19 protein-coding genes are annotated in these 24,718 nt (G+C 54.5%); 9 read left to right on the top strand and 10 right to left on the bottom strand.

Features of this window, described 5'->3' with window-relative positions; genetic code table 11:
• Positions 1 to 100 precede the first annotated feature (100 nt).
• Both ACR0NE_RS02055 and ACR0NE_RS02050 read left to right on the top strand, forming a co-directional pair.
• On the top strand, positions 101 to 2,695 hold the full coding sequence (locus ACR0NE_RS02055; protein WP_170596450.1) for a hypothetical protein: 2,595 nt from the start codon (positions 101 to 103) through the stop codon (positions 2,693 to 2,695).
• A gap of 417 nt (positions 2,696 to 3,112) precedes the next feature.
• Positions 3,113 to 5,041: a heparinase II/III domain-containing protein gene (locus ACR0NE_RS02050; RefSeq protein WP_170596452.1), complete on the top strand. Its 1,929-nt coding sequence runs from the start codon at positions 3,113 to 3,115 to the stop codon at positions 5,039 to 5,041.
• Positions 5,042 to 5,245: 204 nt separating this feature from the next.
• Here the strand turns inward: ACR0NE_RS02050 and ACR0NE_RS02045 are convergent, their stop codons facing one another.
• From ACR0NE_RS02045 to ACR0NE_RS02020, 6 genes are all read right to left on the bottom strand, one after another.
• Positions 5,246 to 6,163: a lysylphosphatidylglycerol synthase domain-containing protein gene (locus ACR0NE_RS02045; RefSeq protein ID WP_170596454.1), complete on the bottom strand. Its 918-nt coding sequence runs from the start codon at positions 6,161 to 6,163 to the stop codon at positions 5,246 to 5,248.
• 4 nt (positions 6,164 to 6,167) lie between these two features.
• Positions 6,168 to 7,001 (bottom strand): class I SAM-dependent methyltransferase, encoded by an 834-nt coding sequence (locus tag ACR0NE_RS02040; protein WP_170422656.1) that lies wholly within the window; start codon positions 6,999 to 7,001, stop codon positions 6,168 to 6,170.
• Between the two features lie 13 nt (positions 7,002 to 7,014).
• Positions 7,015 to 7,986, bottom strand: a complete 972-nt coding sequence (locus ACR0NE_RS02035; RefSeq protein WP_170596456.1) for a glycosyltransferase — start codon at positions 7,984 to 7,986, stop codon at positions 7,015 to 7,017.
• A gap of 209 nt (positions 7,987 to 8,195) precedes the next feature.
• Positions 8,196 to 9,872 carry a glycosyltransferase family protein gene (locus tag ACR0NE_RS02030; RefSeq protein WP_170596458.1) on the bottom strand — a complete coding sequence of 559 codons (1,677 nt, stop codon included), beginning with the start codon at positions 9,870 to 9,872 and terminating at the stop codon, positions 8,196 to 8,198.
• A complete protein-coding gene (locus ACR0NE_RS02025; RefSeq protein WP_480459485.1) occupies positions 9,865 to 10,851 on the bottom strand; it encodes a glycosyltransferase family 2 protein in 987 nt (328 codons plus the stop codon). Before ACR0NE_RS02025 ends, ACR0NE_RS02030 begins: the two co-directional genes overlap by 8 nt.
• Positions 10,852 to 11,132: 281 nt before the next feature.
• Positions 11,133 to 12,095 (bottom strand): LysR family transcriptional regulator, encoded by a 963-nt coding sequence (locus ACR0NE_RS02020; RefSeq protein ID WP_170511772.1) that lies wholly within the window; start codon positions 12,093 to 12,095, stop codon positions 11,133 to 11,135.
• Between the two features lie 127 nt (positions 12,096 to 12,222).
• Between ACR0NE_RS02020 and ACR0NE_RS02015 the strand changes: the two genes are divergently transcribed.
• From ACR0NE_RS02015 to ACR0NE_RS01985, 7 genes are all read left to right on the top strand, one after another.
• Positions 12,223 to 13,230, top strand: coding sequence for a TAXI family TRAP transporter solute-binding subunit (locus tag ACR0NE_RS02015; protein ID WP_170394045.1), 1,008 nt, complete (start codon positions 12,223 to 12,225; stop codon positions 13,228 to 13,230).
• An 80-nt stretch (positions 13,231 to 13,310) separates the two neighbouring features.
• The gene (locus tag ACR0NE_RS02010; protein WP_170596462.1) at positions 13,311 to 15,524 is read left to right on the top strand and encodes a TRAP transporter fused permease subunit; all 2,214 of its coding nucleotides are present in this window, start codon (positions 13,311 to 13,313) and stop codon (positions 15,522 to 15,524) included.
• A gap of 4 nt (positions 15,525 to 15,528) precedes the next feature.
• Complete coding sequence (locus ACR0NE_RS02005; protein WP_170596464.1) at positions 15,529 to 16,767, top strand: FAD-dependent oxidoreductase; 1,239 nt, start codon at positions 15,529 to 15,531, stop codon at positions 16,765 to 16,767.
• 30 nt (positions 16,768 to 16,797) lie between these two features.
• On the top strand, positions 16,798 to 17,541 hold the full coding sequence (locus tag ACR0NE_RS02000; RefSeq protein ID WP_170596466.1) for an aspartate/glutamate racemase family protein: 744 nt from the start codon (positions 16,798 to 16,800) through the stop codon (positions 17,539 to 17,541).
• A gap of 76 nt (positions 17,542 to 17,617) precedes the next feature.
• A complete protein-coding gene (locus ACR0NE_RS01995; protein WP_170596468.1) occupies positions 17,618 to 18,370 on the top strand; it encodes a TSUP family transporter in 753 nt (250 codons plus the stop codon).
• Between the two features lie 16 nt (positions 18,371 to 18,386).
• Positions 18,387 to 19,403, top strand: coding sequence for a D-cysteine desulfhydrase family protein (locus ACR0NE_RS01990; protein WP_170596470.1), 1,017 nt, complete (start codon positions 18,387 to 18,389; stop codon positions 19,401 to 19,403).
• 116 nt (positions 19,404 to 19,519) lie between these two features.
• Positions 19,520 to 19,864 (top strand): RidA family protein, encoded by a 345-nt coding sequence (locus tag ACR0NE_RS01985; protein ID WP_170394035.1) that lies wholly within the window; start codon positions 19,520 to 19,522, stop codon positions 19,862 to 19,864.
• Positions 19,865 to 20,310: 446 nt separating this feature from the next.
• Here ACR0NE_RS01985 and ACR0NE_RS01980 read toward each other — a convergent pair whose 3' ends face one another.
• The 4 genes from ACR0NE_RS01980 to ACR0NE_RS01965 are packed head-to-tail and all read right to left on the bottom strand — an operon-like array spanning position 20,311 to position 24,701.
• Entirely contained in the window at positions 20,311 to 21,399 is a 1,089-nt protein-coding gene (locus ACR0NE_RS01980) for a ferritin-like domain-containing protein (RefSeq protein ID WP_170596472.1), read from the bottom strand.
• Positions 21,396 to 23,300, bottom strand: coding sequence for a GMC family oxidoreductase (locus ACR0NE_RS01975; RefSeq protein ID WP_170596474.1), 1,905 nt, complete (start codon positions 23,298 to 23,300; stop codon positions 21,396 to 21,398). Before ACR0NE_RS01975 ends, ACR0NE_RS01980 begins: the two co-directional genes overlap by 4 nt.
• Positions 23,297 to 23,773 carry a hypothetical protein gene (locus ACR0NE_RS01970; protein WP_170511783.1) on the bottom strand — a complete coding sequence of 159 codons (477 nt, stop codon included), beginning with the start codon at positions 23,771 to 23,773 and terminating at the stop codon, positions 23,297 to 23,299. Before ACR0NE_RS01970 ends, ACR0NE_RS01975 begins: the two co-directional genes overlap by 4 nt.
• Positions 23,760 to 24,701 (bottom strand): hypothetical protein, encoded by a 942-nt coding sequence (locus ACR0NE_RS01965; RefSeq protein WP_170596476.1) that lies wholly within the window; start codon positions 24,699 to 24,701, stop codon positions 23,760 to 23,762. The genes ACR0NE_RS01970 and ACR0NE_RS01965 overlap by 14 nt, the downstream gene beginning before the upstream one ends.
• Positions 24,702 to 24,718 lie beyond the last annotated feature (17 nt).

Raw genomic sequence — 24,718 nt, 5'->3', positions numbered from 1 at the left:
GAACTTCTGACTTGTTACGCAAGTTGGGCCTGAATTCATCGGGCTAATAAAGCCGAAACACTTGGGCTGAAACAACGACAAGATGGGAGTCTGTTTCAAGATGAGTAATGGAACATATGAAGAATTTCGCGACGCTTTGCGTGCATTTGAATCTGGTTGGGATCGAGATCGATACGACGCAGGAATCATTCAGGATTGGCAGCTGAACCAATGGGCCGGTGGGGCCGTTGCTGACTTCTATCCAAGCTATTCCAGCTGGTCTGATCTAAGCAGTGATGAATGGGACGCGATGTCCTATCGCTCGATGAACTCGCTTGGTTTTGTTGGATATCAGTTCGGCGAGGCGCTGTTAATTGACCTCGGGTATTACACCGATGATGTCTATTATGGGAATGGCGCGGCTTCGAACACCTGGGATGGCAGATGGACCGGTAAGAACGGGGTGAATTCGCTGGCAGAGTTCACAACCGCCGAAGCGCAGGAGCGCGCGATTCAAGAAGCTTTTGGCTACAATCTTCAAGTCATCGAAACCGGGCTGGGCTATCAGGGAGAGAGCCTGTCCGACTATCTCGGCACGACACGCACCTATCTGGACAATGGACAGGCCGTCTCTGTCACGCTCAGTCTCACTGGCATAATGGCCGCCGCGCACCTGCGGGGGGCATGGGGTACGTTGGCTCTGCTTCAGGGTGGAAGTGTATCCACCGATGAATACGGTACTTCGATCCTGCGGTATGTCTCGCAATTCGGCGGTTATGACGCGCCGAGTATCGAAGACGCTATCAAGGTATACACCGACGGTGTCTTGCCCACGGATACAAATGGCGGCACCGATAACGGGAATACGTCGCCGCCCGTTGTCCCACCGGTCATACATCCGGAACCCACGGAACCAACCGACAACGGGACTGCTGACACCACAGAAGATACTGCGGATGTGGTGATTAACTGGGCTTGGGGCACGAATGCAACGATCCCGGATTTCGACCCTACGACCGATACGATCTTCATCGCATGGGTCGGTGCAGACGCGTTGGAGGTTGCCGAGGTTGATGGCGCGGTTGTGTTCTCGATCCCGTCCAATAACCAGGCCACGACCCTCAGCGGTGTGACACTTGCTGAGCTGAGCCCGGCAAACTTCACTATTCTGGACAATACCGCCGCAGCTGAAGTGCTTGGGCTGATAGGCACTGATGGCTCAATGCCGACCAGCGGTGGCGATGGTGGCGGAGATGGTGGTGGCGGTGGCCATAGCCACCAACATATGCACGTCATGCTGTGCCTTGCCAGCGAGGCACAGACGGTCGAAGGCTTCCTGCCCGCGATGGGAGATGTCATTGAAATCGGACCGGACATTGGGGCTGATAACTTCTCGATTTTCGAAGAGAGTGGGGACGCTCTGGGGCAGACCGTTAGAATTGAGCTGACCTCGGGCAATGTAACCAAGCAGATCGTATTCACTGGCTTTGGCCTGTCCGATCTTTCGCTCAGCAATTTCTCTATCACGGATCAGACGGTGTTGAACGAAGTGTCCACAGCTTTGGGGCAAGTTATCGTCTCGCCGAGAGACGGAGAGGGCTATGACCTCAGTTATGATGCAGACGGGTCAAACCCGCCCGCGATCACCGGCAATACAGACACGGGCGGGGTGAAATACCGGGCCGATAGCAACGCTGACGACATAACCGGATTCCGCCCCGGTGTGGACGAGTTGGACTTTGGCGGTACGTCGGTTCACGGCATGATCGTCACCAAATCCAAGGCCGGCGAGATTGTTATCGACAGCCCATGGTCGGACGCGGCGCAAATCGTGCAAGGTGTCACCTTCCAGGACGTGACCATCGACAGCTTTGGTGTGGTCGGCAACGAACACCTCCGTCAGGATATGGGCGGCGTTCTTAGTTGGGAGCAGGGCGTAGGACCTCGCGATGCTGACACAGTCTATGTTCGCAGCCACGAATATGGCGTGCACGAAGTTATTGACGGCTTTGATCCTTCAACGATGAAGATCAGCTTTCTGTATTTCGGAACCCGCGAGCGGATTAGCGTCGAGGACAGTAGCGATGGTCTGGTGATCTCATCCTTGCCGACCGGACAAAGCATCACGCTGACCGGCGTGACCAAGGCTGACCTGAACCCGGGTCTGGTCGAATACCATTTTGATCAGGTGATGGAGGACAGTCTCGAGGTACCATTTGGCTTTGACCAGAACGAAGTGACGTTGGTTGATCGCACCATACTGCTGACCCCACAGGCTCCTGTCGGGGCGACGACAGACGGTCATCAGACACGGGTCGGAGATCTGACAGGGGGATCGACCCAACCAGATATCGGTAGTGGAACCAACGAACCCGGAAACAGCCAAACACCAGGAGTTGTGACCTTCGGCGCTGAAGCGGATGTGGCCGAGCTTACCTGGAACTGGGAGGTGAAGACCCAGATCATCGGTTTTAATGCCGATGAAGATATCATCGATTTCAACGCTTTGAGCGAAAGCGATGTGTCGGTCACCGAAATTGATGGCGATCTTATCTTTGAAGTTGTCGGAAATGGCGGCCATACCGTTACACTTCAGGATGTTCAGGCCGAGGATCTGGATCTTGGTAACCTGACGGCTGATGACTGGAACAGGGTTGCCGAAGCAGAAAGCGCCCTGACAGACCAACTTGAAGCGCTTGGCATGTCCATCGCCTGAGGCACTCCAATAAGTGGTTCCCGGTCTGCGCTAGGCCGGGAACGAAAACAAACACATGAAAATCGATGGGCACTGGCCTCGTTTCCGGTTCGGTTCCGTGATCAAGCCATACGACCATAATATTAATGCTCGGATCGCTTGCGCTAGGTTCTCGTGGCTGGCTTTTTTATCGTTTGTCCTTCCGGCTCTACTTAAACATTACTCCAATAGGCTGTCGGGCGGAGCGTTTAGCATATCAATTTGCTAAGCCAAACTAATCGGATGTCTTTGACAGAAATTGGCCACCGCTGCAGAGTCGGGTTGCAGGCGTTTCCAGTGCGGAAGAAACCCATGATCGCAACCGTTAGAAGTGTGAATCCGATTAAAGCCTTCTTTTTGTTCGTTTTGTCCTTCGCTTGTTTTTGCGCTACAAGCGCTTTGTCCCAAAACTCAGTGCCGCAAGTCGTTCTAACGGATGAAATCGTCCAGCGCATAGAAACACAGCGCGCAGCCGATCAGGTGTTCGCGGCTGACTATCAGGCATTGATTGACAGTGCAGAAGCGCATTTGCAATCGCCTACTATTGTTGAGGCAGTTCGGAATGGAGATGGTCAGCTTCACGAAGCTTTTCGTGGATTTGGACAACGTCCGGTCGAACGCCTCACCACACTGGCTTTGGCTTGGCGATTGACCGGTGACAGTCGCTATGCCGATCGCGCCAGAACCGAACTCTTGCAATTTTCGGAACTGGAAACATGGCAGCCCGCACACTTTCTGGGATTAAGCCGTGTCACATTGGCGGTGTCGCTCGGATACAGTTGGATTAGTGACAATCTGGACGAAGAGGATCATCAAATCATTCGATCGGCACTTGTCGAGAAGGGGTTGAAAGAAGCCGCCAAAATCTACGCTCTGGATACGCTTTATTATGACAAGGGTTGGGTCGCCCCCCAACGCTGGGTGAATCCAGTATCTGTTCCCGCGTCGCTTCCTGATGGGACGGCTACTGCGGATATCGCCTGGCCCGTTGCATCCTTCAACTGGAACATCGTTTGTAATGTGGGAATGATCGTCGCTGCTCTGGTTGTGTCAGAAACAGAACCGGAACTGGCTGATCATATTATTGAGCAGGCTCAGGTTTCACTTAGAAATGGGTTGGCAATGTTTGCTCCGGATGGGGCTTGGCCAGAAGGACCGATGTACGGGGCTTTGTCCGCCCGGGACGCGGCGGTGGCGTTTGATGCGCTTGTTTCCGTCCTCGGGCATGATTTTGATCTCTCTAGAATGGTAGGGTTGGAGGATTTTGGGGAGTTCCTGATCCATGCATCTGGGCCAACTGGCATGCTGTTTAACTTTGGAGACAGCGATACAAGCACTGACCTTGTTGTGTTGACCTGGTTGGCGTCGCGGTTCAATCGTCCGGGCTATGGCACTAAGATAAATAGCAAAATGCGGTCTTCCCATCCAGCATTTGAGCTGATCTGGCAGCAGCGTCGCAATAGTGAACCAATCACTGCCCGATCAACATCCTATTGGTCTGGAGGGCTTGGGATCGTAACCATGCGGTCTGGTTGGAATGACCCTAAGGCCAGCTATATCGGCCTCAAGGCTGGGCCGCTTAGCAGCCATCACAATGACCTTGATGCGGGCACCTTTGTGCTTGAAGCCGACGGTGTACGTTGGGGGGTGGATCTTGGGCTCGGAAATTACCAATTGCCCGGCTACTTTACTGACAAACGTTTTGACTATTATCGAACGGCCACGATCGGGCAGAATACACTGACCTTTGACATGGCAAATCAAATCGAAACGGGGCGGGCCTATGTTGAGGAGTTGGCGCAGTTTCCGGGTTTCGATTTTGCAATCGCCGATCTTTCAGACGCCTATGGAAAGCCAAAGGGAACGGTCAGACGAGGCATAGCTATTGTCGATGGAACGACAGTGTTGGTTCAGGATGAAATTAGCCCTGATCAACGGGGGCGGGTGGCGTGGACAATGCATACCGAAGCGCAGGTAACAGTTGATGGCTCCAAGGCCACATTGCGTCAGGATGGGAAAGAACTAACCGCGCGCATACTGTCGCCGCCAAACGCCACCTTCTCTCAACTTTCAGCCAATCCTTGCGAAACGGCATTCAATTCTGAATGTGCGATGCAGAATCCGAATTCAAACGTTACACGGCTCATGATCCAACTTGATCTTGATGAAAGCGACAAGCGTGAAACCATTGTTGTTACTTTTGAACCTGATGCACAGGCCGCAAACAAGCCGGTCATCCCGTTAGGTGAGTGGCGACTGAACGCGACCCTCTCGAACGATGTTGTGAAAAAGCACATTGATCGGTTGCCTGCTGAAAACTCACGATAGGTTTGGGTCAAATTTGAACGACCTCAACCCTGGCTTTGGGCGATGCTGGGTGCGCTCAAGGAATGTAGTACGCACCAGAAGTCGCACTATGTTTGGAAACGAATAGAAGACGGCACCCTAGCGCCTGAGGCAGCGCATGGCGACCTTCAGATACGATAGACTCCGATTCAAGTTGTCTGGCTGACCCGATCCAAATTAATAAGCCTATACAGCTTCGTGCTCACCACTGCTTAGATATCGGCGCAGGGTTACGCCAAGCCCAAACACAGCTACATCCCCCAGAACCGAGATCGCGCGATGCGCGATCGCAGCGCTTAGACCGACTCCCTGATCAGTGAAAAGGCCAAGTCCGAGAGCAATAATTCCGTCTCGAATACCGATACCACCGGGTGCGCCCGGCATCAGAAAACCGATGACCCAGGCTGTCGAAAAGATTGCGATGCATTGCAATATACCGGCACCACCCTGAGGGTAGATCGCCCGTGCGACACACCAAAGTGACAAACCCAGCATCAAAAAGTTGAAGCTATGCAGAAACAATAGGATCAGGCATTTTGAAAATGTAAGTTTCGGTTTTCCCGCTTTGCGCCAAATCACAATCTGGCCAATCACTATGCAGGCCAGAATTCCGAAGAAGATGATTGTCATCTGTCCATCGAGCCAGGATCCTGGAAGGTCTGCAATTACTGCGGCGACAAGATCGGGCATGGTCAGGAGCACAATTCCGACGACCAGAGCACCGCTGGCGAGCAGAAAACCGATCTCGAGCAACAGAGATGACGCAATAATTGCGTATGGCACTCCATCACTCCTTGCGAGGGCGAAACGTCCCAAAAGGTGGGCAACATTGCCGGGGATGTATTTCCCGATCTGCGATACCATTAACTGACTTTCAGCGCGTGTGCGCGGTAGGGCAACGTCATAGATGTTTAGCGTCACCCCCCAAGCCACAGCACCTACGAGCTGCGACAGCACATAAAGGGTAAACCCACCTAGCAGTGCATAACGGGCGCGCCCTGAACCGAGGTCGAGCACTGCAATGTCTCCTGCGTGTCGAACCAGAATGATTCCTATGAAGATCAGGGCAGCAGCGGTGCCGATATAGCGCAGGGCGGTAGCCATGTGTTTAAGTTTTGCGCGCCACTACAAGAAAACCATTTCCAAATTCGGTGTTAAGGAACGGGCGTTGTAGCTGGAAAAAAAGCCGCATGACCGTGACTGCGGGTATGGAAGAAAACACAGGCCAGAAGCGCCGCTCAATGGAACGATCGCTACCGCTCTCGTTGGTAAGGTCGTTCGCTGTTTTACCAGATTTGGCGTTGGTTTCTAATATCTGCCCATAGGCCCGAGCACGCCAATACTCCATAATATTGGCCAAAGGAAAACCGTAGCACTCAACAGTTTCGACGGTGAAGCCGGCGTCCTGAACCGAATGTACTAAAAGTTCTTTACTGTAGCGTCGAACATGCCCTGCCCAAACGTCGGCCGCATTCCAGCGGGATGAGTGCGCAGGCGTCGACAAGATCATTGTTCCACCGGGTTTCAGATAAGTTTGCCATTCTCTCATGGCCTCAATATCTTGCTCCAAGTGCTCAATCACTTCAAATGACATGATCAGGTCGAAGGAGTTTTTCCAATCCGGGTCAAGCTCGGCCAAGAGTGTCATAGGGCTGGCTTGAGTGTTGAGCTTATCTGCCAGTTCAAGGGCTTGCTGCGAACGATCTACGCCATAAGCTTCAAAACCCTGTTCTGCCAGTTCTGACAATAGCGCAGCCGGTCCGCACCCGATGTCAAGCACTCTGCAAGGCTTCAGATTTTTGAGATGCCGCATAACCCGATCACGCCTTAGAAGATACCGCGGCGCGGGCACCCAATTGGATTGCGGCAGGGCCGGGCCAAAGTGCCTGTGATAGATGGCAGAAGCACTATGCTCTGCGGAATTTATGGCGGTATCAGTCATGTCGACCACAGTTTTATCCGGCTTGAGGTGCACAATGAAACAAGTATCCGCAAAGAGTCCGCGCAATCTCATGCGGCTGGGCCATTTTCAGTTTGTCTTCAGGCATTACCGGATAGCCCTCGTGCCTCAATTCAGCGATGGCATCCAGCAGCGCTTCGGGATTTGAATGAGGGATAAGCTTCACCCCGAGAGCTTCGGTGCCGAATGTTTCGATCATGGCAGGTGAGCTTCGGGTGATCACTGAACGCCCTGACAACAGCGCCTGATAAACCTTGTTCGGCACCACTGACGCAGCCTTGCCAGAGGCGCCAAAAATGCCGAGGCAGATGTCGGCATTTGAAATTGCCTCAGTCAGTTCCTCATAGGGAACCCACTTCTGCCAGGAGATATGCTTATGCTCCGCATCCACCAGAGCTGTCTCGAGCAATAGGCGCTCTTGCCCGGTGCCAATCAGGTGCCAATTGATATCGCGACCTCGATCCGAGGTAGCTGCCGTCAATATCGTTTTAAGCCCATGCAGCGGGATGAGCTGTCCATAAAACAACACTCTAGTGGGACCGTCGTGGCGCGCAGGAGGAGGCAGACGCTGGAAGGATCCCGGCTCAGCTCCCACCGGCACTGCTCCAAACCTGGATTCAGGCAAATTGAAGATCCGTGCAATATGCTCGGCATGCGCCTTCGTATCGAGCAAGACATGATGCGCTGCCCGACAGGCCAGCCATTCAGTGACCCAAAGCATCCGGCCCGGCAGTGACTTGGCCCCAACCATACTTCGATCGTTAACGACAGTGTCGTAAAGCGAAAGGAACATGTCCCAGGTGATCTGCCGCCGACGTAGCAGGGCAAAGGGCCACAACACCAAAGTATCGAGCGCGCCAAGATAGGGAACCATCACTGCATCATGACGAGGCGCACGCAAATAATGCAGGATCAGAAGCGGATAGGCCAAGAGCGCGCTGAACAACACTCGGATCATCACAGCCATGTTCAACTGGCTTTTATCCGCGTGTTTGGGCCAAATCTCTGCGTGGATTTCAATTACTTCTACGCCGAGCTCTTGCAATCCAGTTCGGAGAATTCGAGTACGCGGTTTGCTAAGATCATATGTTCCCCAAAAAATCACCCGCTTGTTGCCGGGCTCAGATGGCATCGGAGTGGTGCTGACCACCCGAGGGGAAAGAGGCATATCGGCATTCATGGCGATAGCATCCGGAAGCCGGTATAAACCTCTCGATCCAAGCTTTCTGGTGCGACCGGCGCCACACCAGTATCCCAGATCAGCCTGACAGAAACACCTTTCGGTCCGTTGATTGTTACTGCCTCTGCCACAATGCTGAGAATGTCTCCAGATGCGACGGCACTTGTATCAATCTGTACTGGCTGGCTGGTTTCGACCCGATACCTCCCGGGGAACGGAAGTGCCAATTCAACCGGTTCGCCGGTCAGCGTCACTGATCCTCCGGCAAGCCAGATCGATCCCGAATAGTGCACATATGACTCGCGTAATATCTTGTGGTCCTCAGGCAGCAGCACAGGCTCGGCTCCATTGGCCGAACTTGGGTCCATCGTCAGCGTCAGAGCAGTTTTGTTGGCGATGAGCAAAGGCGGCTGCTGTTCTGCGATGATTTTGGCAAATACGGGCTGGCCCGCCGCCTGATAGCGTGCAACGCCCCAGCCTGACATGAAGAAACCAGGATTCGGGAAACTTGCGATCATGTGGCTGTCATCAATATAGGCGACCTGATCTGGGAAAAGGCGATGAATTTCCGCAATAGTGGCGCGTTGGTTTCCTGCACGATCTTGCATTGCTAGGGCTGCCTGGACAAAAAGCCCCGCAAGCATCACCATCACCAGTTGTGCCGAGCGTCGTGATGATCCAAGCCTCTGTGCTCCGATCGCGACGGCTGCCATCAGGAGTGGGGTAGCGAAGGGGTAAAAATAGACAAAGGCATTGCGATAGATCACCACCGAGAGGAGCGGTGCAGCAAAGAGCGCAATCAGCAGAACCCGCCGAGCATTCCGACCGGCACACAGTCCGATCCCCACGAGAATGATCTGTGGGAGGCTGAGCATAGCCCAACTCATGAAATCAGTTGATCGTGGGAATATGCCGCTTTTCAACAGCGTCGTATTCAGCGCGTCCTTTGCATTGTTTGCCGTCTGGTTGCCTTCGGCGACGCGAAGGCCAGACGCATGCCAGAGGTAGAATGACACGCAAATGCCAGCCGCCAAGATACCCGTGATAGTGATGCGCCGTACCGCTATTCGATCTTCGATCCTCCATATCAGCACGGCCAGAAATGCGGGCAGATAGAGTGCCGATTTGATCGTAACCAGTACGGCCAGAGCGCTCAGAAGCGCTGCCGCCAGTGTTTGCCAGACAGACAGGCGCGTGGTCAGCAAGATTGCAATCGAAGAAGTCAGTAACGCCGCAGCAATGGGATCGGCACGGAAACTGGCGCCATAGGCCAAAACGTAGCCTGAAGTCAGGAAACCCAGAGCAGCGATATCGGCAAATCGCTGTTCGGTAAAATACAGGGCGATATGGTGCACAGAAATTGTGGTCAGCCCGACGCATGCAACCATCACAAGCCGGGCTGCAAATATCTGTTCCATCTCATGACCCGGCAGCGCATCGAGCCATGTGAAACCATGCACGAAGAAGGTCTGCATTGGACGGTCCAATCGACCGTCGAGGAAGGCATGGACATGTGACAGGAAATAGAATTCGTCCCAATTCACATTGTGAGTATACGCCAGCACCAGCATAAACACGAAGACAACGACAATGCTCGCACGTACCACTCGATCAAGAGTGATAGCCCCTACCAATCCGGCGTTTCGCTGATCGCCTAGCGCCGGATTATCCATTCTCTACCGCCCTGACCGGGTCGAGGGAAATTACTTCAGTAGGTCTAATCGGCGCGCGCAGCAACTCTCGGGCCCGGATGTCTTCCAGCAGACTACGGTTGGTGGCGATAAGATCGGCCAGGATACCAACGGCGAACAGTATCGTGGCCATTGCCAGCAGCACACCGGACAGAACCAGCGACTGAACATGCCCGGCCCCCCCGTCTGTCGCGTAATAATAGAGAAATCGCCCAACCCCGATTAAGCCAGGCAAGGCGAATAATGCCGAAAGCGTCAGGAAGAACTTCAATGGTGCATAGATCACAAAAACGCGCAGAATAGTTCTTGCTGAGCGGGTGACATACTCTCCGATACCTCTGAACAGACGAGACGGGCGTGTTACCTTGTTGACCCGAACAGGCACCGAGGTCATCGGGATATGTTTGCGTCCGGCCTGAATGATGGTTTCCAGAGTGTAGGTATAAGTGTTGACAACACAGAGTCGGGCAGCGGCATCTCGGGAATAGGCGCGAAATCCGCTGGGCGCATCAGGGATTTCTGACTTGCTTGCCAGTCGCACGACCCAACTGCCCAGCCGTTGAAGGGTTTTCTTCAACGGCGAGAAGCCCTCGATCTCTCTGATCGGGCGAGCGCCGACCACGATTTGTGCCTTACGCTTCAGTATCGGATCAATCAGGGCGGGAATGTCGTCTGCGCAATACTGATTGTCTGCATCGGTGTTGACGATCACATCGGCGCCCAAAGAAAGCGCATACTCGATGCCGGCACTGAACGCACGGGCGAGGCCGACATGGCTGCTCATTTCCAGAACGTGATCAGCTTTGGCATTCCAGGCGACTTCAACGGTCCGATCGGTGGAGCCGTCGTCGATGACCAGTACTTCAACTTTACTGACGCCAGGAATCGATCGGGGAATTGCCGCGATCGCTTCGGCAAGGGTTTCCTCCTCGTTAAGCGCCGGTATTTGGACGACAAGCATCATGATCATGCCACATTGATAACTATTGAGTGCAATTACATTTTATTTTGGGACAAAATTGTGTCCAAAAGGGGTAATTGTTGAGCCATCTGAAACGGTTGAAACGCTCCTTTGAAACAATTCGTATGAATACTCGATGGTTGGTGCGTCATCGGTGCCGACCGAAAACTGCGTTACGCTAAATCAGTGAATTCCGACCAGCCGTCGATCTTCTCAAATCAACTTGACGCTGTAAATCGCTTCGAGCGATCAAGAGATCAACTCATTGGGGCCGATCAGTATTACTCACGCCCGGCCTGGAAAATCCATTCTGTGTGAGGATTCGCCTTCACGTCTTCCAACATTTTTAAGACCTCGGCTTTCCATCCAGCTTTGATCTTTAAAGCCAGTTGAGACGGCGGCCGGTGGTTGGGTTCAAGGATCGCGTATTCATATCTGAGCGGTTTCTTGAATGGCAAAAAAGCGACCTTTCCGTCGGACAGGTTCAATTCTTGCTCGGTCACGACGGTCAGCGGATCAACGATGCTGCAACATTGCCCGGAGCTGACGAAGGGGATGAGCGGCTGAAAATACTGGCAGGTCACTGTCGGATTGTACTCAGCACCGACCTCCTCGAATTCCTGCCGGATTTTGCGCTGGAATGGGTGTGACGCATGCAAGCCGCCCATGGGCGTATCGTTCAGATCAGACAGTGTCAGGCTCTTACGCGAAGCAAGTGGGTGGGTGCGGTCAATGGCACAGAAGCAATCTGCTTTGATTAGTTCGGCAGAGTACTGCGGTTCTTTGCCCGCTGAATGTTCGAAATCAGCAAATCCGAAGTCGATGTTCTGGGTCCCTGCAAGCTCCATAATCTGAGGTGAACTGCGGGTGGAAAGAGTGATGCGAATATCGGGGTTTTCACCGACCGACTGGCTGATGAAACGCGGGAACAAAAAGGCGGACGGGCCAGGCATCGTTGCGATGTTCAGGCTGCCTGCATGCCCTTTGATCAACCCTTCCATTGTGCTGGAGATGGTGGCGAGACGGTCCAGAATGCCTGTGGTTTCGGCCAGAAGGTAGTGCGCTTCAGGAACCGGAACCAGGCGTCTTCCCTTGCGTTCAAACAGGGTCAGTCCCAGCGTTTTTTCCAAGTTTTTCAACGCAAGGCTAATCGCCGGCTGAGTGCGATTCAGTTTCTTGGCAGTTTGCGAGATAGAGCCGGTCTCCATCACTTCGCGAAACACTGTGAGCTGCATAAGGTTCATGGTTAATGTATAAATAAAACCTTAGTTTTGTGAAGTATAAAAAATTTGCATTTATGCGAATCGTCTCTACGCTGAGGAGATCGAATTCGGGAAAACCGAATCCAGCGATCCAACAACGGAGATGATTATGAAATTCGTGAAATGTTTGACCGGACTGGCCTTGGCAGGCGCGCTTGCCGCCCCTGCGCTGGCGCAGGATCCAACATTCTTCCGCATCGGGACCGGTGGCGCAGGCGGAACCTACTTCCCCATCGGCGGCACCATCGCCAACGGAATTTCTGCCCCTCCGGGATCTCGCCCGTGCGAAGAAGGTGGCCAATGTGGCGTCCCGGGCCTGATCGCAATCGCGCAATCCACGACCGCGTCGGTGTTCAACAATGCGGCAGTGCAGAATGGTGAACTTGAGGCCGGTCTGGCCGCAGCCGATGTGACCCGTTCAATGTATCTGGGCGAAGGCAAGTTCGAGGGTAAACCTCATCCCAACCTTCGCATCGTTGCAAATCTGTTCCCCGAGGACCTGCATCTCGTGCTGCCCGCCGGTCAGACGATCAACGACCTGGGTGATCTGGAAGGCAAGCGCGTCGGTATCGCACAGGCTGGATCGGGTACGCAGGTTGCTGTTCTGCAGATGCTCGACGCCTGGGGTGTAAACCGCGACAATATGGATGAAGCCGAACTGAACAACAGTCAAAGCGCCGAGCGTTTGGCTGACGGTCAGTTAGACGCCTATTTCTACGCTGCGGGCTGGCCAGTTGCTGCGATGGTACAACTGTCCTCGACCAAAGGCATGAACCTGCATTCGTTCAGCGATGAAGATCTGGCCAAGATCAACGAGATCATTCCGGCCTATATCCCTTCGGCCATTCCGGGTGGTGTCTATGAAGGCATAGACGCGGAAACCAAGACCCCTGCGGTCAGTGCTATGTTGGTCGTGTCCTCGGATCTGTCTGAAGATCTGGTCTATCAGCTGACCAAAGCCCTGTGGAACGACAACACCCGCAAGCTACTGGACAACGGCCATGCCAAGGGTAAGCAGATCACGCCCGATACCGCGCTGGATGGTGTAGAGGCGCTGGGTGTTCCACTGCATCCGGGTGCCGAGAAGTTCTACAAAGAAGCCGGACTTCTTCAGTAAACGCAACAAACTGAACCGTATCGTCGGTGCCCCTATGTGGGGCACCGCACACTGGAACTATGCGAAATCGGGAGGCCATCATGTCCGAGACCCAGAAACTTGATGACCACGAATTGACGGCCGAGGAACTAGCGGCCATCGAGGAACAGTTCGATGAAGGTGCCGCCGTCCGAAAGGTGACGCCCACCGCTGGAAAAGTTCTCCGTGTTGTGGCCCTGATTTTAGCGTTCTACGAATTCTTCACGGCCGGATTCGGCCTGCCCGCAGACCACTGGCACATGGGCATCTACCTCGCCCTGCTGTTCATTCTGGTCTACGCCACAATCCCGATTGTCGGGGCCAAAAGCCTTTATGCCCTTAAGGTCAGCCGGTTCCGCATCGGTAACATCCCGCTCTATGATCTGGTTTTCATGGCGCTTGGCATCATTGCCGCGCTCTATGTTGGCATAGCCTGGCGCGGCATTCCGTTCCTTGGGATCGAGGAACAGACGTTCCGGATGGGCAACCCCAACAACTATGATGTATTTCTGGGCGTCGTCATCATCCTTTTGGTGCTGGACATTGCGCGGCGCACGCTGGGCTGGGTGCTGCCCCTTATCATCTGTGTTTTCATCTCATACGCCCTGCTGGGGCCGTACTTCCCCGGACTGCTGCAGCATCCCGGCGTGAATTTCAAAACCTTCGTATCGTCGATGTATTTTCCGCAGGAAGGTATCTACGGCGTCACGCTCTGGGTGGTTTCGACTATCGTCTTTCACTTTGTTTTGTTCGGCGTCATCGCGCAACGCACCGGTCTGGGGCAGCTGTTCATCGACAACGCGACTATACTTGCGGGCCGTTATACTGGCGGTCCAGCAAAGGTATCAGTCGTGTCCTCAGCTTTCTTTGGCACGATCTCGGGCTCATCGGTGGCCAACACCGTATCGACCGGAGCATTGACTATCCCCAATATGAAGCGCCTCGGATACCCGGGCCATTTTGCGGGCGGGGTTGAGGCTGCGTCTTCGGCCGGCGGCCAGATTACTCCGCCGATCATGGGCGCTGCGGCCTTCATCATGGCCGAGTTCCTTGAGGTTCCGTACACCACCATTGTGATCGCAGCGATCTTCCCGGCAATTCTGCACTATGTCGGCGTCTTCGCTGTGGTGCACTTGATGGCACGCAAGCTGAACCTGAAGGGTCTGGCGAAAGAGCAACTGCCGCAACTCAAAGCCGTCTGGGCGGAAGGCTGGGCCAATATCGTGCCACTGATCGGCCTGCTGGTGGTGCTGTTTACGGGCTACACGCCATTCATGTCCGCTTTTTGCGGTATTTCTCTGGCGGTCATCGCGGGCATGTCGCGGATCAAACAGCCGCCAACGCTGGTCTATGCCGCGGCTTTCCTGGCTTTTGTGCTTTGGAAATTTTCGGATGGCGGGTTCGACCTGACGATGACCGCAATCCTTTGTGGCCTGTCGGTTATTGCCACGCTGAATCCACAGAAACGGATTGAAGTGCCCGAGATGCTGCAGGCGGTCGAACTGGGCGTGAAGTACTCGCTGGCCGTTGGTGCCGCAGCGGCTGCGGTTGGCATCGTGGTCGGAGTGATCAACACCACTGGCATCGGCTTTCGCATTGGCTTCATGGTGACACAGGGCGCGGGCAATCTGGCTTCAGATATTTACAACATGATCTCGTTCGGCAGCTTCCAGCTGTTTGCCATGGAAGACCTGCAGCTGTTCATCTCACTGGTCTTCATAGCCATCGTCTGTATCCTGATGGGCGCAGGTATCCCGACCACAGCGTTGTACATCATGCTGGTATCGGTCGCACAGCCTGCTTTGGCGCAGCTCGGCGTTCCTCCCATCGCCAGCCACCTGTTCGTGCTCTATTACGGCGTGGTGTCAGAAATCACACCCCCGGTCTGTACGTCGGCCTACGCGGCTGCTGCAATTGCCAACTCGAATCCGTTCCGCACTGGCCTGTCGGCATTCACTCTTGGATTGGGCAAGGTGATTGCGCCGATGGCTTTCGTATATGCGCCAGTTCTGCTGTTCGTATCCTCAACCGGCTTCAATTTCTGGGAGTTCACTTACACCGCCGCCAGCTGTATCGCCGGGGTCATCGCCCTGTCGGCTGCGGTTGTGGGCTACTGGCTGAAACCGATGAATGTTGCGGCGCGGATTCTGATGGCCCTTGCGGGGATTATCTTTGTCGCGCCCAGCCTGACGGCAGACCTGATCGCGCTGGCCGTTGCCTCGCCTGTCATCGTCACCCAATTGATCGCGCGCAACCGCAGTCAATCTCCGGCCTGAACTGATGACAGAACAAGTGACCATCATCGGCGCAGGAATCGTCGGCATCTGTTGCGCTTTGTCGCTGCAGGAAAGGGGCATTCAGGTTCGGCTGATCGATCGAGGTGAGCCGGGTCAGGAAACCTCGTTCGGGAATGCTGGTGTGGTTTCGCCTTGGTCGATCATTCCGCAAGCAATGCCCGGTATTTGGAAAATGCTGCCCAAAATGCTGCTTGACCCAAAGAGCGCGCTGTCAGTCAGGCCCAGCTTCTGGCCCAAAATGATTCCTTGGGGGTTGCGATTTCTCGGAAACTCAGGAGAAAAAACTGTTCGCGAAGTCTCGGACGCGATGGAGGTTCTTTGTCGCCCCTCCGTCGATCTGTACCGGCGTCATTTACATGGTACCGGGCACGAGAACCTGATCACCGATAGCTATTACATCCACGCATTTCGCCGACCGGAGCAGGCTGATCTGGACGGGCTTGGATATCTTATCCGCCGAGAAAAAGGCGGCGATCTGGAACGCGTCGACGGTGACGAACTGCGCCGATTGGAGCCCGCTATGTCCGAAGCGTTCAAAGGTGCGATCGTGATCAAAGGGCAAGCGCGTGTAACCGCTCCGGGACGTGTGGGAGCGGTTTTGGCCGAAAAGGCGCAAGTGCAAGGTGCTGAGATTGTGCAAACCGAAGTCACCAAGCTTACCCCCGCAGAAGAGGGTGGTTGGCAGATTGCAACTGCGCGGGATACGCTAACCGCCAGCCATGTTGTTCTTGCGGCAGGCGTATGGTCTGCCGACCTGTTGAAACCATTGGGATTGCCTATGCCTCTCGTGGCCGAAAGGGGCTATCATGTCGAATTCCCAACCCCTGCGGTCGAACTGAACAACTCGGTCATGGATGTGGATGCAAAGGTGGTCGCAAGTTCGATGCTTGGGGGGCTTAGGGTCGCCGGTACGGCTGAATTCGGCAGCGCCGATGCACCCGCTGACCCACGGAAGCAGCAAATCCTGTCCCAACAGGCCAAGGCCATGATGCCCGAGCTTGATACAGGTGAGGCGCGGTTTTGGATGGGTCGGCGCCCGTCATTCCCGGACAGCTTGCCCGCAATCGGGCAAGTAAAAGGCCAAGAGGGACTCTATGCAGCGTTCGGGCATTCTCATTACGGGCTGATGATGGCCCCGAAAACCGGCGAGCTAGTGGCGGATATCGTCTCGGATCGCATCCTGAATATCGATCTAGAACCGTATACACCAACCCGGTTTTGAACGTTCAAATCAAAAAAGGACCTGATGACAATGCCAATTTATCAAGGCGGCCAGAATATCTGCGGGGCCTCAATCGGTGTGCTTTGCCTTGAAAGCTATTTCCCAAAGCCACCGGGCCATATCAAGAACCCGTCCAGCCTGCCATTTCCGGTTCTGTATGAAATGATCGACGGGGTGACTGTCCCGAAACTTCTGAACAACCCTACGCCGGAATTGCTTGAACCCTTCATCGAAGGTGCCAGACGGCTTGAGGCCGAAGGCGTGCGCGCCATTACCGGCAGCTGTGGCTTTCTTGCGCTGTTTCAAAAGGAACTGGCGGCAGCGGTTTCTGTTCCCGTCTTTGCCTCCAGCCTGATCCAAGTGCCGCTGGCTTATCACATGACCGGCGCGAACGCTCCGGTGGGTGTTTTGACTGCAGACGCGTCTGCTTTGACCGCCCGGCATTTTGAAGGCGTCGGTGCCGCCGGTGTTCCGGTGGCGGTGAAGGGACTGGAGGACACTAGTGAATTTGCAGAAGTGATCTTGCGGAATACCCGCACCCGTATGGACACAGACCTGATCGAGGCCGAGGTCCTGAACGCAGCCCGTAGCCTGATGCTTGAGGCCCCTGATATCCGCTCGCTGGTTTTGGAGTGTACAGACCTGCCGCCCTACGCATCGCGCCTTCAGGAAGAACTGCGCCTTCCCGTGTATGATCTGACGACACTTGCGCAAATGGCACATTCCGTAGCGGCCCGCGAGCTATACTCTGGATTGATGCCCTGGCAGCGTTAGTGCGTGCCAATCAATTCGAATGAAGGAATGACATGGACCATGGCCGTAACCTCAGGATATCTGAGGTCTTGCAACAATGCCAAAGCTGCAGGAGTGCTATGTGACCATTGATCTGTCTATTTTGATGGCCGCCATTTGCCTCGGGGCAATGCTGCAGGTTGGCGTGGGCATCGGTTTCAGTATCATCGCGGGTCCCCCGATGATGATCCTGCTCGGCACCTCGACGGCGGTTCCCATATTGCTGTTGCTGAATACCCTTGTGTCAGTAGTCGCGACGGACCGTCATGTACTGAAGAACAACAAGCCACTCATTCTTAATGCGATCATCGCATGTTGTGTCGGTGTAGCTGCCGGTCTTACTGTTTATCCGTTGTTGAACGAGGCGTTTGTTCTGGCCTTGACGGCCTGCTTGTTGTTGATCGGCTTGATCACCACCCTGCTTCCCTTGCGCGGCACAATCGGGCGTTTTGGGTTTTCAGCCATTACAGGACTGTCCGGGCTTGCAACCGTCTGGGCGGCAACACCGGGCCCACTTATGGTGTTTGGTTTGATCGCAAAGGGCCGTTCAGCCAAAGAGGTGGCCAAGCTGGTGCAACCCATCGCGCTGGTGGCTTACGGCATTGCATTCCTGTTGCACAGCCTGTCCGAAACGCAGGCCATCACATACGGGCCGCAACTGCTCGGCTTTGTCATAATCACGCTGGTAGGCAGCCTGCTTGGACGGGCAGGGGGCCCTTACTTGCCGCAGTCGGTCGTCATAGCCGCGATCCGCGTGGTTTCTTTCATCGCTTGCTGTGTCCTGTTCCAGCGCGCCTACATGATTGCATAATCCCGGGAGGTACACGATGCAACGAAACGACAATCTGGAGAGATTTCCTCGCGCCCGGCTTATGTCGGGCCCGACACCTCTGGAACGGTTAGACAGGTTGTCGGCGGAATTGGGGATCGATCTCTGGCTCAAGCGCGATGATCTGACGGAGCTTGTGTTTGGCGGCAATAAAACACGGCAGCTCGAATTCTACCTCGGCGATGCTCAGCAACAAGGTGCCGATACCATTCTAATCACCGGTGCTGTTCAGTCCAATTTTGTCCGATCTGCAGCCGCGGCGGCCGCTAAGCTGGGCATGCAATCCGTGCTTCAATTAGAAGAGCGTGTCCCAGATATGGACGAAGAGTATTACAGGTCCGGGAACGTATTTTTGGCACAGATTCTGGGTGCCGAGCATGTGAGCTATCCCGAGGGCGACGACGAAGCTGGGGCCGACGCGGCATTGCACGCGCGTGCTGACGAATTGAAGGCCCAAGGCCGCACGCCATACGTCATTCATCTGGGCTTGAATCATCCACCTCTGGGGGCGTTGGGCTATGTCGTTGGCGGACAGGAATTGTGCGCCCAGATGCCCAATTTCGATGCGGTGGTTGTGCCGTCAGGCAGTGGTGCTACGCATGGCGGATTGCTGACCGGTTTAGCACTGGAAGGCAGCACGGCCCCGGTATTTGGAATATGCGTGCGCAGAGATCGCGAGAAGCAACACGCCCGCATGATGATCGTTCTACAGAACCTTGCAAACTTGCTGGATGTTGATGCCGCTCAATTGCAGGCGCGGATCGATGTCTATGACGATGCATTGCCGCCAGGTTACGGCAAAGTGAACGCAAGAACGCGTGCCGCACTAGAAAAAATGGCACGGACCGAAGGGGTTTTCCTCGACCCGGTTTATTCCGCCAAGACATTCGCCGGTTTGATGCATCTGGTTGAAAGCCAGAAGATTAAACCGGGTCAGAAGGTCATTATGCTGCACACCGGCGGGCTGCCGGCCCTTTTTGGATATCAAAATGAACTGGCGGACAATCTGACTTGAATGAACCTCGGCCTCGTAATGCCGGCTTCTGATCTATGGCTCCCATTGGCATTTCAACGCTTGTGCCGTGGGCAGCTCAAATCACTGCTAAATTCAACAATGAGAAAGTACAAGTTATGACAATCACCCGCATCGAAACCGGTCAGCGCATGAGCCGGATCGTCAAACACAACGGCGTTGCCTACCTGTGCGGTCAGACTTCGGACGCGCCGACCGTGGCAGATCAGACGCAGGACATTCTGGCCAAGGTTGAGGATCTTTTGCAAAAGGCAGGCAGCGACAAGACCCGCATCCTAAAATGCGAAATCTGGTTGGCGGATATGGCAGACTTTGCCGAGATGAATGCCGTTTGGGACGCTTGGGTGCCTGAAGGCCACGCGCCCGCCCGCGCCTGCGGAGAATCCAAGCTCGCCCGTGATGTATTGAAGGTCGAAATGATCGTGACGGCAGCTTACGACTGAGCGGCGGCTGATTGCGGTTAATAGGGTAGGTTTTCTGGACCTTTGCAAGTCCAGTCCCTCGGAGATTGAGCTATACACGGTCCAGAAAACACCCTAGGTCTTCGCTTCTGCGTTCGCGTGCCCACATTTGCGTCTCTGAAAGCGATTGCTGACGGGAGATGACGGCGATGCGTTAGTTTCGCAGTTTCACCACCAACTGGCATGTGATGCGCGCCCGGTGGGTTCATATCGATTGACCGAAGTCATCGTCGTGGATTCAAATCCTCACGCATCCTGGGTGAGTCAAGAAACAACGCACGATAAATAGCGCTATTCGAGTGCTATTTCAGATCATTTTGGCCGATTCAGGACTTCGCTATGCTGCTGTTAATACAGCAAATTATTGCTTTCCGAATTTGACCAAATAGCTGCGGCGTGTATTCATCGACTTGCAACGAAACGAGCGATCAACTCTTTCTCTTTGCAAGATACGTCCAGGTTGGTCCGGCAGTTTCCCCTGATCCATCCGGCAAAGGAATACGCATCAATTTCTGCGCCAGAGACTTGATGTCATACATTGCTGGGACCAATGACCTTAGCGCAGTCTTGTCCGTGTTGAACGCGATGTGCAGACCATCAAGCAGGCCGGACCAGGCCGCGTTAAATTCAGCAGATATTTCTGCGATCTCTGGCGCGTTTTTGAAATCCTTTTCGGACGGATCATCCCGCATCGGGGATACCGCGCTCCAATCGACGATGAGGTCGCCACCGGTGGGCGGGCCGTCTATGCTATCATCTGGCTTATAATACCGGCTGTGCAGGATTTCGTTGAATTTGAAATAGTGCGCAACATCCTCGCGGTGGTCAGGGCCAGGGATGATGTCATTGTCGCCAGCTCTGTGACCAAGGTCTGCGCCTTCCCCTTCATCCATGATTTTCTTTATCGCCTTCAGCGCGGCCTTACGGCGCTGCGACGGGGTGCCAATCACCTCGATCACCTCACCTCCAGCACCGAAATAGTCGGCGTCGGTGATTTGTCGTGCCTCATTACCAGTAAAAATCGCGGCATCCCCATAAGTATCACAGGCTTTGCGCAACCTTTCCCGGATGTAGATGTAAAAACCTCCGATCGTATGATAATCACCGCTCTTCGCAGCTCTTTCATCTTTTGGTGCCGTTTCAACGGCACGAAAGCTCTTGATTTGGTCTGGCGTAAACCTGCGCAGATAAACAGTTGGACCGCGCCCGTTTAGCAGTGGCTGGGGGTATTTGGGTAGCAGCTTAGGATTGTTCAGCTCCGGAGTTCCGCCTATCGAATTCATGACATTCGCCGCAAGAACCATGTGCAGCATTTCTTCGACCATAACCTGCCGGATCACTTCGATGGGTTCGGCGTTTACGATTGTTGGCTCAGACCGGTCATACTGGCCTTGTTCGAGGATCGAATAACACGCAGTCGCATAGGGAGGAATGGTAGTGAGTTCAAGAATAAGCGCGTCCTGAAACAGTTTATACAGTGTCGCGCGCTCTTTCTCCAGTTTGTCTTTCGAGGTCATTTTGCACCCCCTTTCCGAACAGCATCCGATATTGCTCTGGAGGCTCGGTAAGCCATTGCCGACATCGTGAGTGTCGGGTTCGATGTTGCGATTGTTGGCATTGATCCGGCGCCTACCATCCACAAATTGTCGTGATCCCAAGTTCGCATTACGTCATTAGTCACCGAATTGCGCGGGTGTGTTCCGATCCGATGGGTTCCGACAAGATGACCTGCGCCAAAGAACGTGTATCCCCGGCCGTCATAGGTGAAATATCCGGCGTCAGATGGGTTGTAGGCCGTGTGGTTTCGAATACCCAGGCGCTGAAAAATCTGGGTACAGGTGTCGTACGCCGTCGCCAAACCGGCCCGCGAATAGTCATCCAGATCATAGCTGATCACAGGGCGATATTCACCCATCGGTGTGCGATAGGCAGGATCAATCGTGACTCGGTTGGTTGCGCGGGGTAGTTGTTCGACCATCGTACCGATGCGAACCTGTCTTTGAACGTCGTGATATAGTTTGTCACGAAGGGCTTTGCCAAAGAGGTTCTCCTGCTCAACAAAGCGCGCCACATCCGTGTTTGGGGCCCCGGTGGCAAAGTTCCAGCCCCAGTTTCCGATCTCGAGCCTATGTGCGGCAGTTCTGTCACGAAAGGTCCCGTCCCGGAAATTGGCGTAGCTTGACGTCGATCCCGGCCCACGAAACGGACCAACCGGCTCGGGCGCGGAACCCCAAGTCATCATGTAGGGATGATCCATCAGGTTGCGGCCCAATTCGCCGCTGGTCCGACAAATCTCGGAAGCCAGCGCAAGAGTTACGTTTTCCACCGCTCCACCGGCAAGGACGTATTGTTTGCCTTTGGCACGGCGCAGTTCGTATTGCGCGACGCCGGGGAACGGGTACTTCTTGTAAACGATACCCGTAACCCGACCGCTTTCGGCAAGTTCGACCTTGGACGCCACAGCCTGCGTGATTGTCTTCATGTGATGTTTGCGGAGATGCCTGGCATCATCCAGCGTTTTCATCGCATTGTATTTTGCCTGGATTGGGCAGATCGGGATGCAGCTTGAGTTGCCCTCGCATCGTTGGCCCATATAAGCAAATGGACCGGTCGATCCTCGCGGGCGAAACTGATGCCGCATCTTGCGGCCCACGGGTATGCCATTGGCATTCTTTGGCTTACGCGGGGTTGAGTTGCGGCCTTGCGGCGTGCGTGAGACTTTCAGTTTGACCGTGTCTTTAGGGTCTTCGCCAATTTCAATGGGCATGCCGTCTGCCCGGGCAAAGAACCCGTCGATATAAGACGAGGGTATCGAGTGCATGGGGAAGTCATATCCTTTGGCAAAGTACCCACGGTTATCATGCTTGCCCGAGGTCTTTATTCCCAGCGCTCTGGGTGTCTGTTCCTCGGCGTCCGCAGAGACGCCGATTTCCCACTCGGCTCTTTCATAGTCGGATCGAATATCCTTGTAGCCAAATGGCCAATCGACCCCTTGGCCGAACCTGCTCTGCATTTCGAAATCTGCGGGCATCATCCGAAGGCTGGTGCCCAGCCAATGCAAGGAGGTTCCGCCATAGGCACGCAGATAGTTGCTGCCGAAGGGCAACGGGCCACGTTGAACAAAGTACCCGTTCGTGTCCGGTTCGGTGCCGCGAACCGCCGTAATGTCCAGCACCGAAGGTGACGGCAAAGTCGGCAGATCCGGATAGGGTGAGTTCGGTGTTTTCGCCAACGAGAGGTAGTACTGATCCAGATAGGATCGGTAGGTCTCCCACGTTTTACCGTGATCTGCACCGGCCTCGAGGATCAGAACTGTATGCCCTGCTGACACAAGCTCTTTCGCCAGAATGGCACCAGAAAATCCAGCGCCGACAATGACCACATCATAGGTTCTGTCGTCGTCTGTAATCGCGTTCATTGGCCCGCCTCCCGTTTCCGAGGAGGTTCAAGCGCCCAAGCACCAAAACCCTGCTGCTTTGCCCCCATGGGATGGGCACCGATGGCGTCCCAGACCAACCCTTCCTTGTACGAGCGTGTCGAGATGATCTTGACCACATCAAAGCGAGAAGCGCCGTAGCTTTCGCGCCATTCTTGCGAAAGCGGGACCCACTGACCCGTGTACCAAAGCTGAATCAGCGAACGCGCAATCGGGCCAAGGCACCTGTCCGACAGATAAGTTTGGCGGATAATCTGATCATCGTCCCCTTGCCCGAGGGATTGAGCGTGAGACAGAAACCGGCTCAAAATCTCTTCTGGTAGAACCTGTCGGAATTGATGCCAGTATTCCCCGGTGCACCCGGTCCCTTGCAACTCGGCACTATTGTAACCCGTCAATGCCGCGCTGACCGTCAGGAAGGCTTGATGGGCGGGACTGTTGTCATGCTGTGACATGGCGGTCTCCATCAATGGCATCCACGTAGAACCCGCGCGGCTCGAAGCAGGCGGGGGGGCTTTCAAAAACCTGTACGGCGACAGGGGTGAAGTCGGTGAACAACCGATGCATGTCCCGTGTCATCGGGAAATCGTTGTTGCCGAGTTTCAGTTTGAATGTCTTGGCGATGCGCTTGCCGTCCTTGTTGTCCAGCATTGCAGTTTCGAAGAGGCCCGAGATTGTCCAGCGGGTCCAAACAGTGCGGCCAAGACCGGTCGCGAATTCTGGGATCGGAGTGCAATTTGTTGTCGTCCACTGATTGCCACTAAGCTTTCCCAAATCGGCGGTCAAATCGTAGACGATGGTTTGCGGGTCGTCGGGGTTGACCAATTGAATCCACCAGGATTTCGGAGAGATTGGCGGATGGCCTTTCATCTTGGCGTTCAGCGACGGCACTTTGTAATTGAACTGCCCCAGAAACTTGGGCTCGCCAAAGGCCTGACGCCCAGCCTTGACAGCAACCGCATTGTCTGCGGCTACGTGTATTCGCAGATGCCCGATGGTCTTGGTCTGATCGCGGCCGTGCAGATACTCGGTCAGGGACATCTTCGGAACGCCGGGCACCCGGTTCGAAGGGTAAGCCAGAAGGTTAAATTCAACCTCGTTCACAAAGCCCAAGGAATTGTCATAGTGGGCGGTGTAGCGTTGAAAATTCAATAGAATGACAGCTTTGTTCTTTCCATTTTCATCGGGGAACTCCGCCACGCACAATCCTGTACCCTTGACGAAGGGTTTGGCGACTTCGACCGAGGTATACCAATACATCCATTGGCATTGCAGAGAGGCATAATAGAAGGGAAACGTATCAAACTGCTTGGGCAGTTTTGGCATGACACCGGTGACATTCGTCTGATGGCAGCGGTCACCTTTTGATTTCTTCTTAGTCATAATGGCTATGTCCTCCC

Source organism: Ruegeria sp. C9, assembly GCF_056537585.1.
Note: the sequence above shows the minus strand (reverse complement) of the source record. Positions and strands in the feature narration are given on the sequence as shown.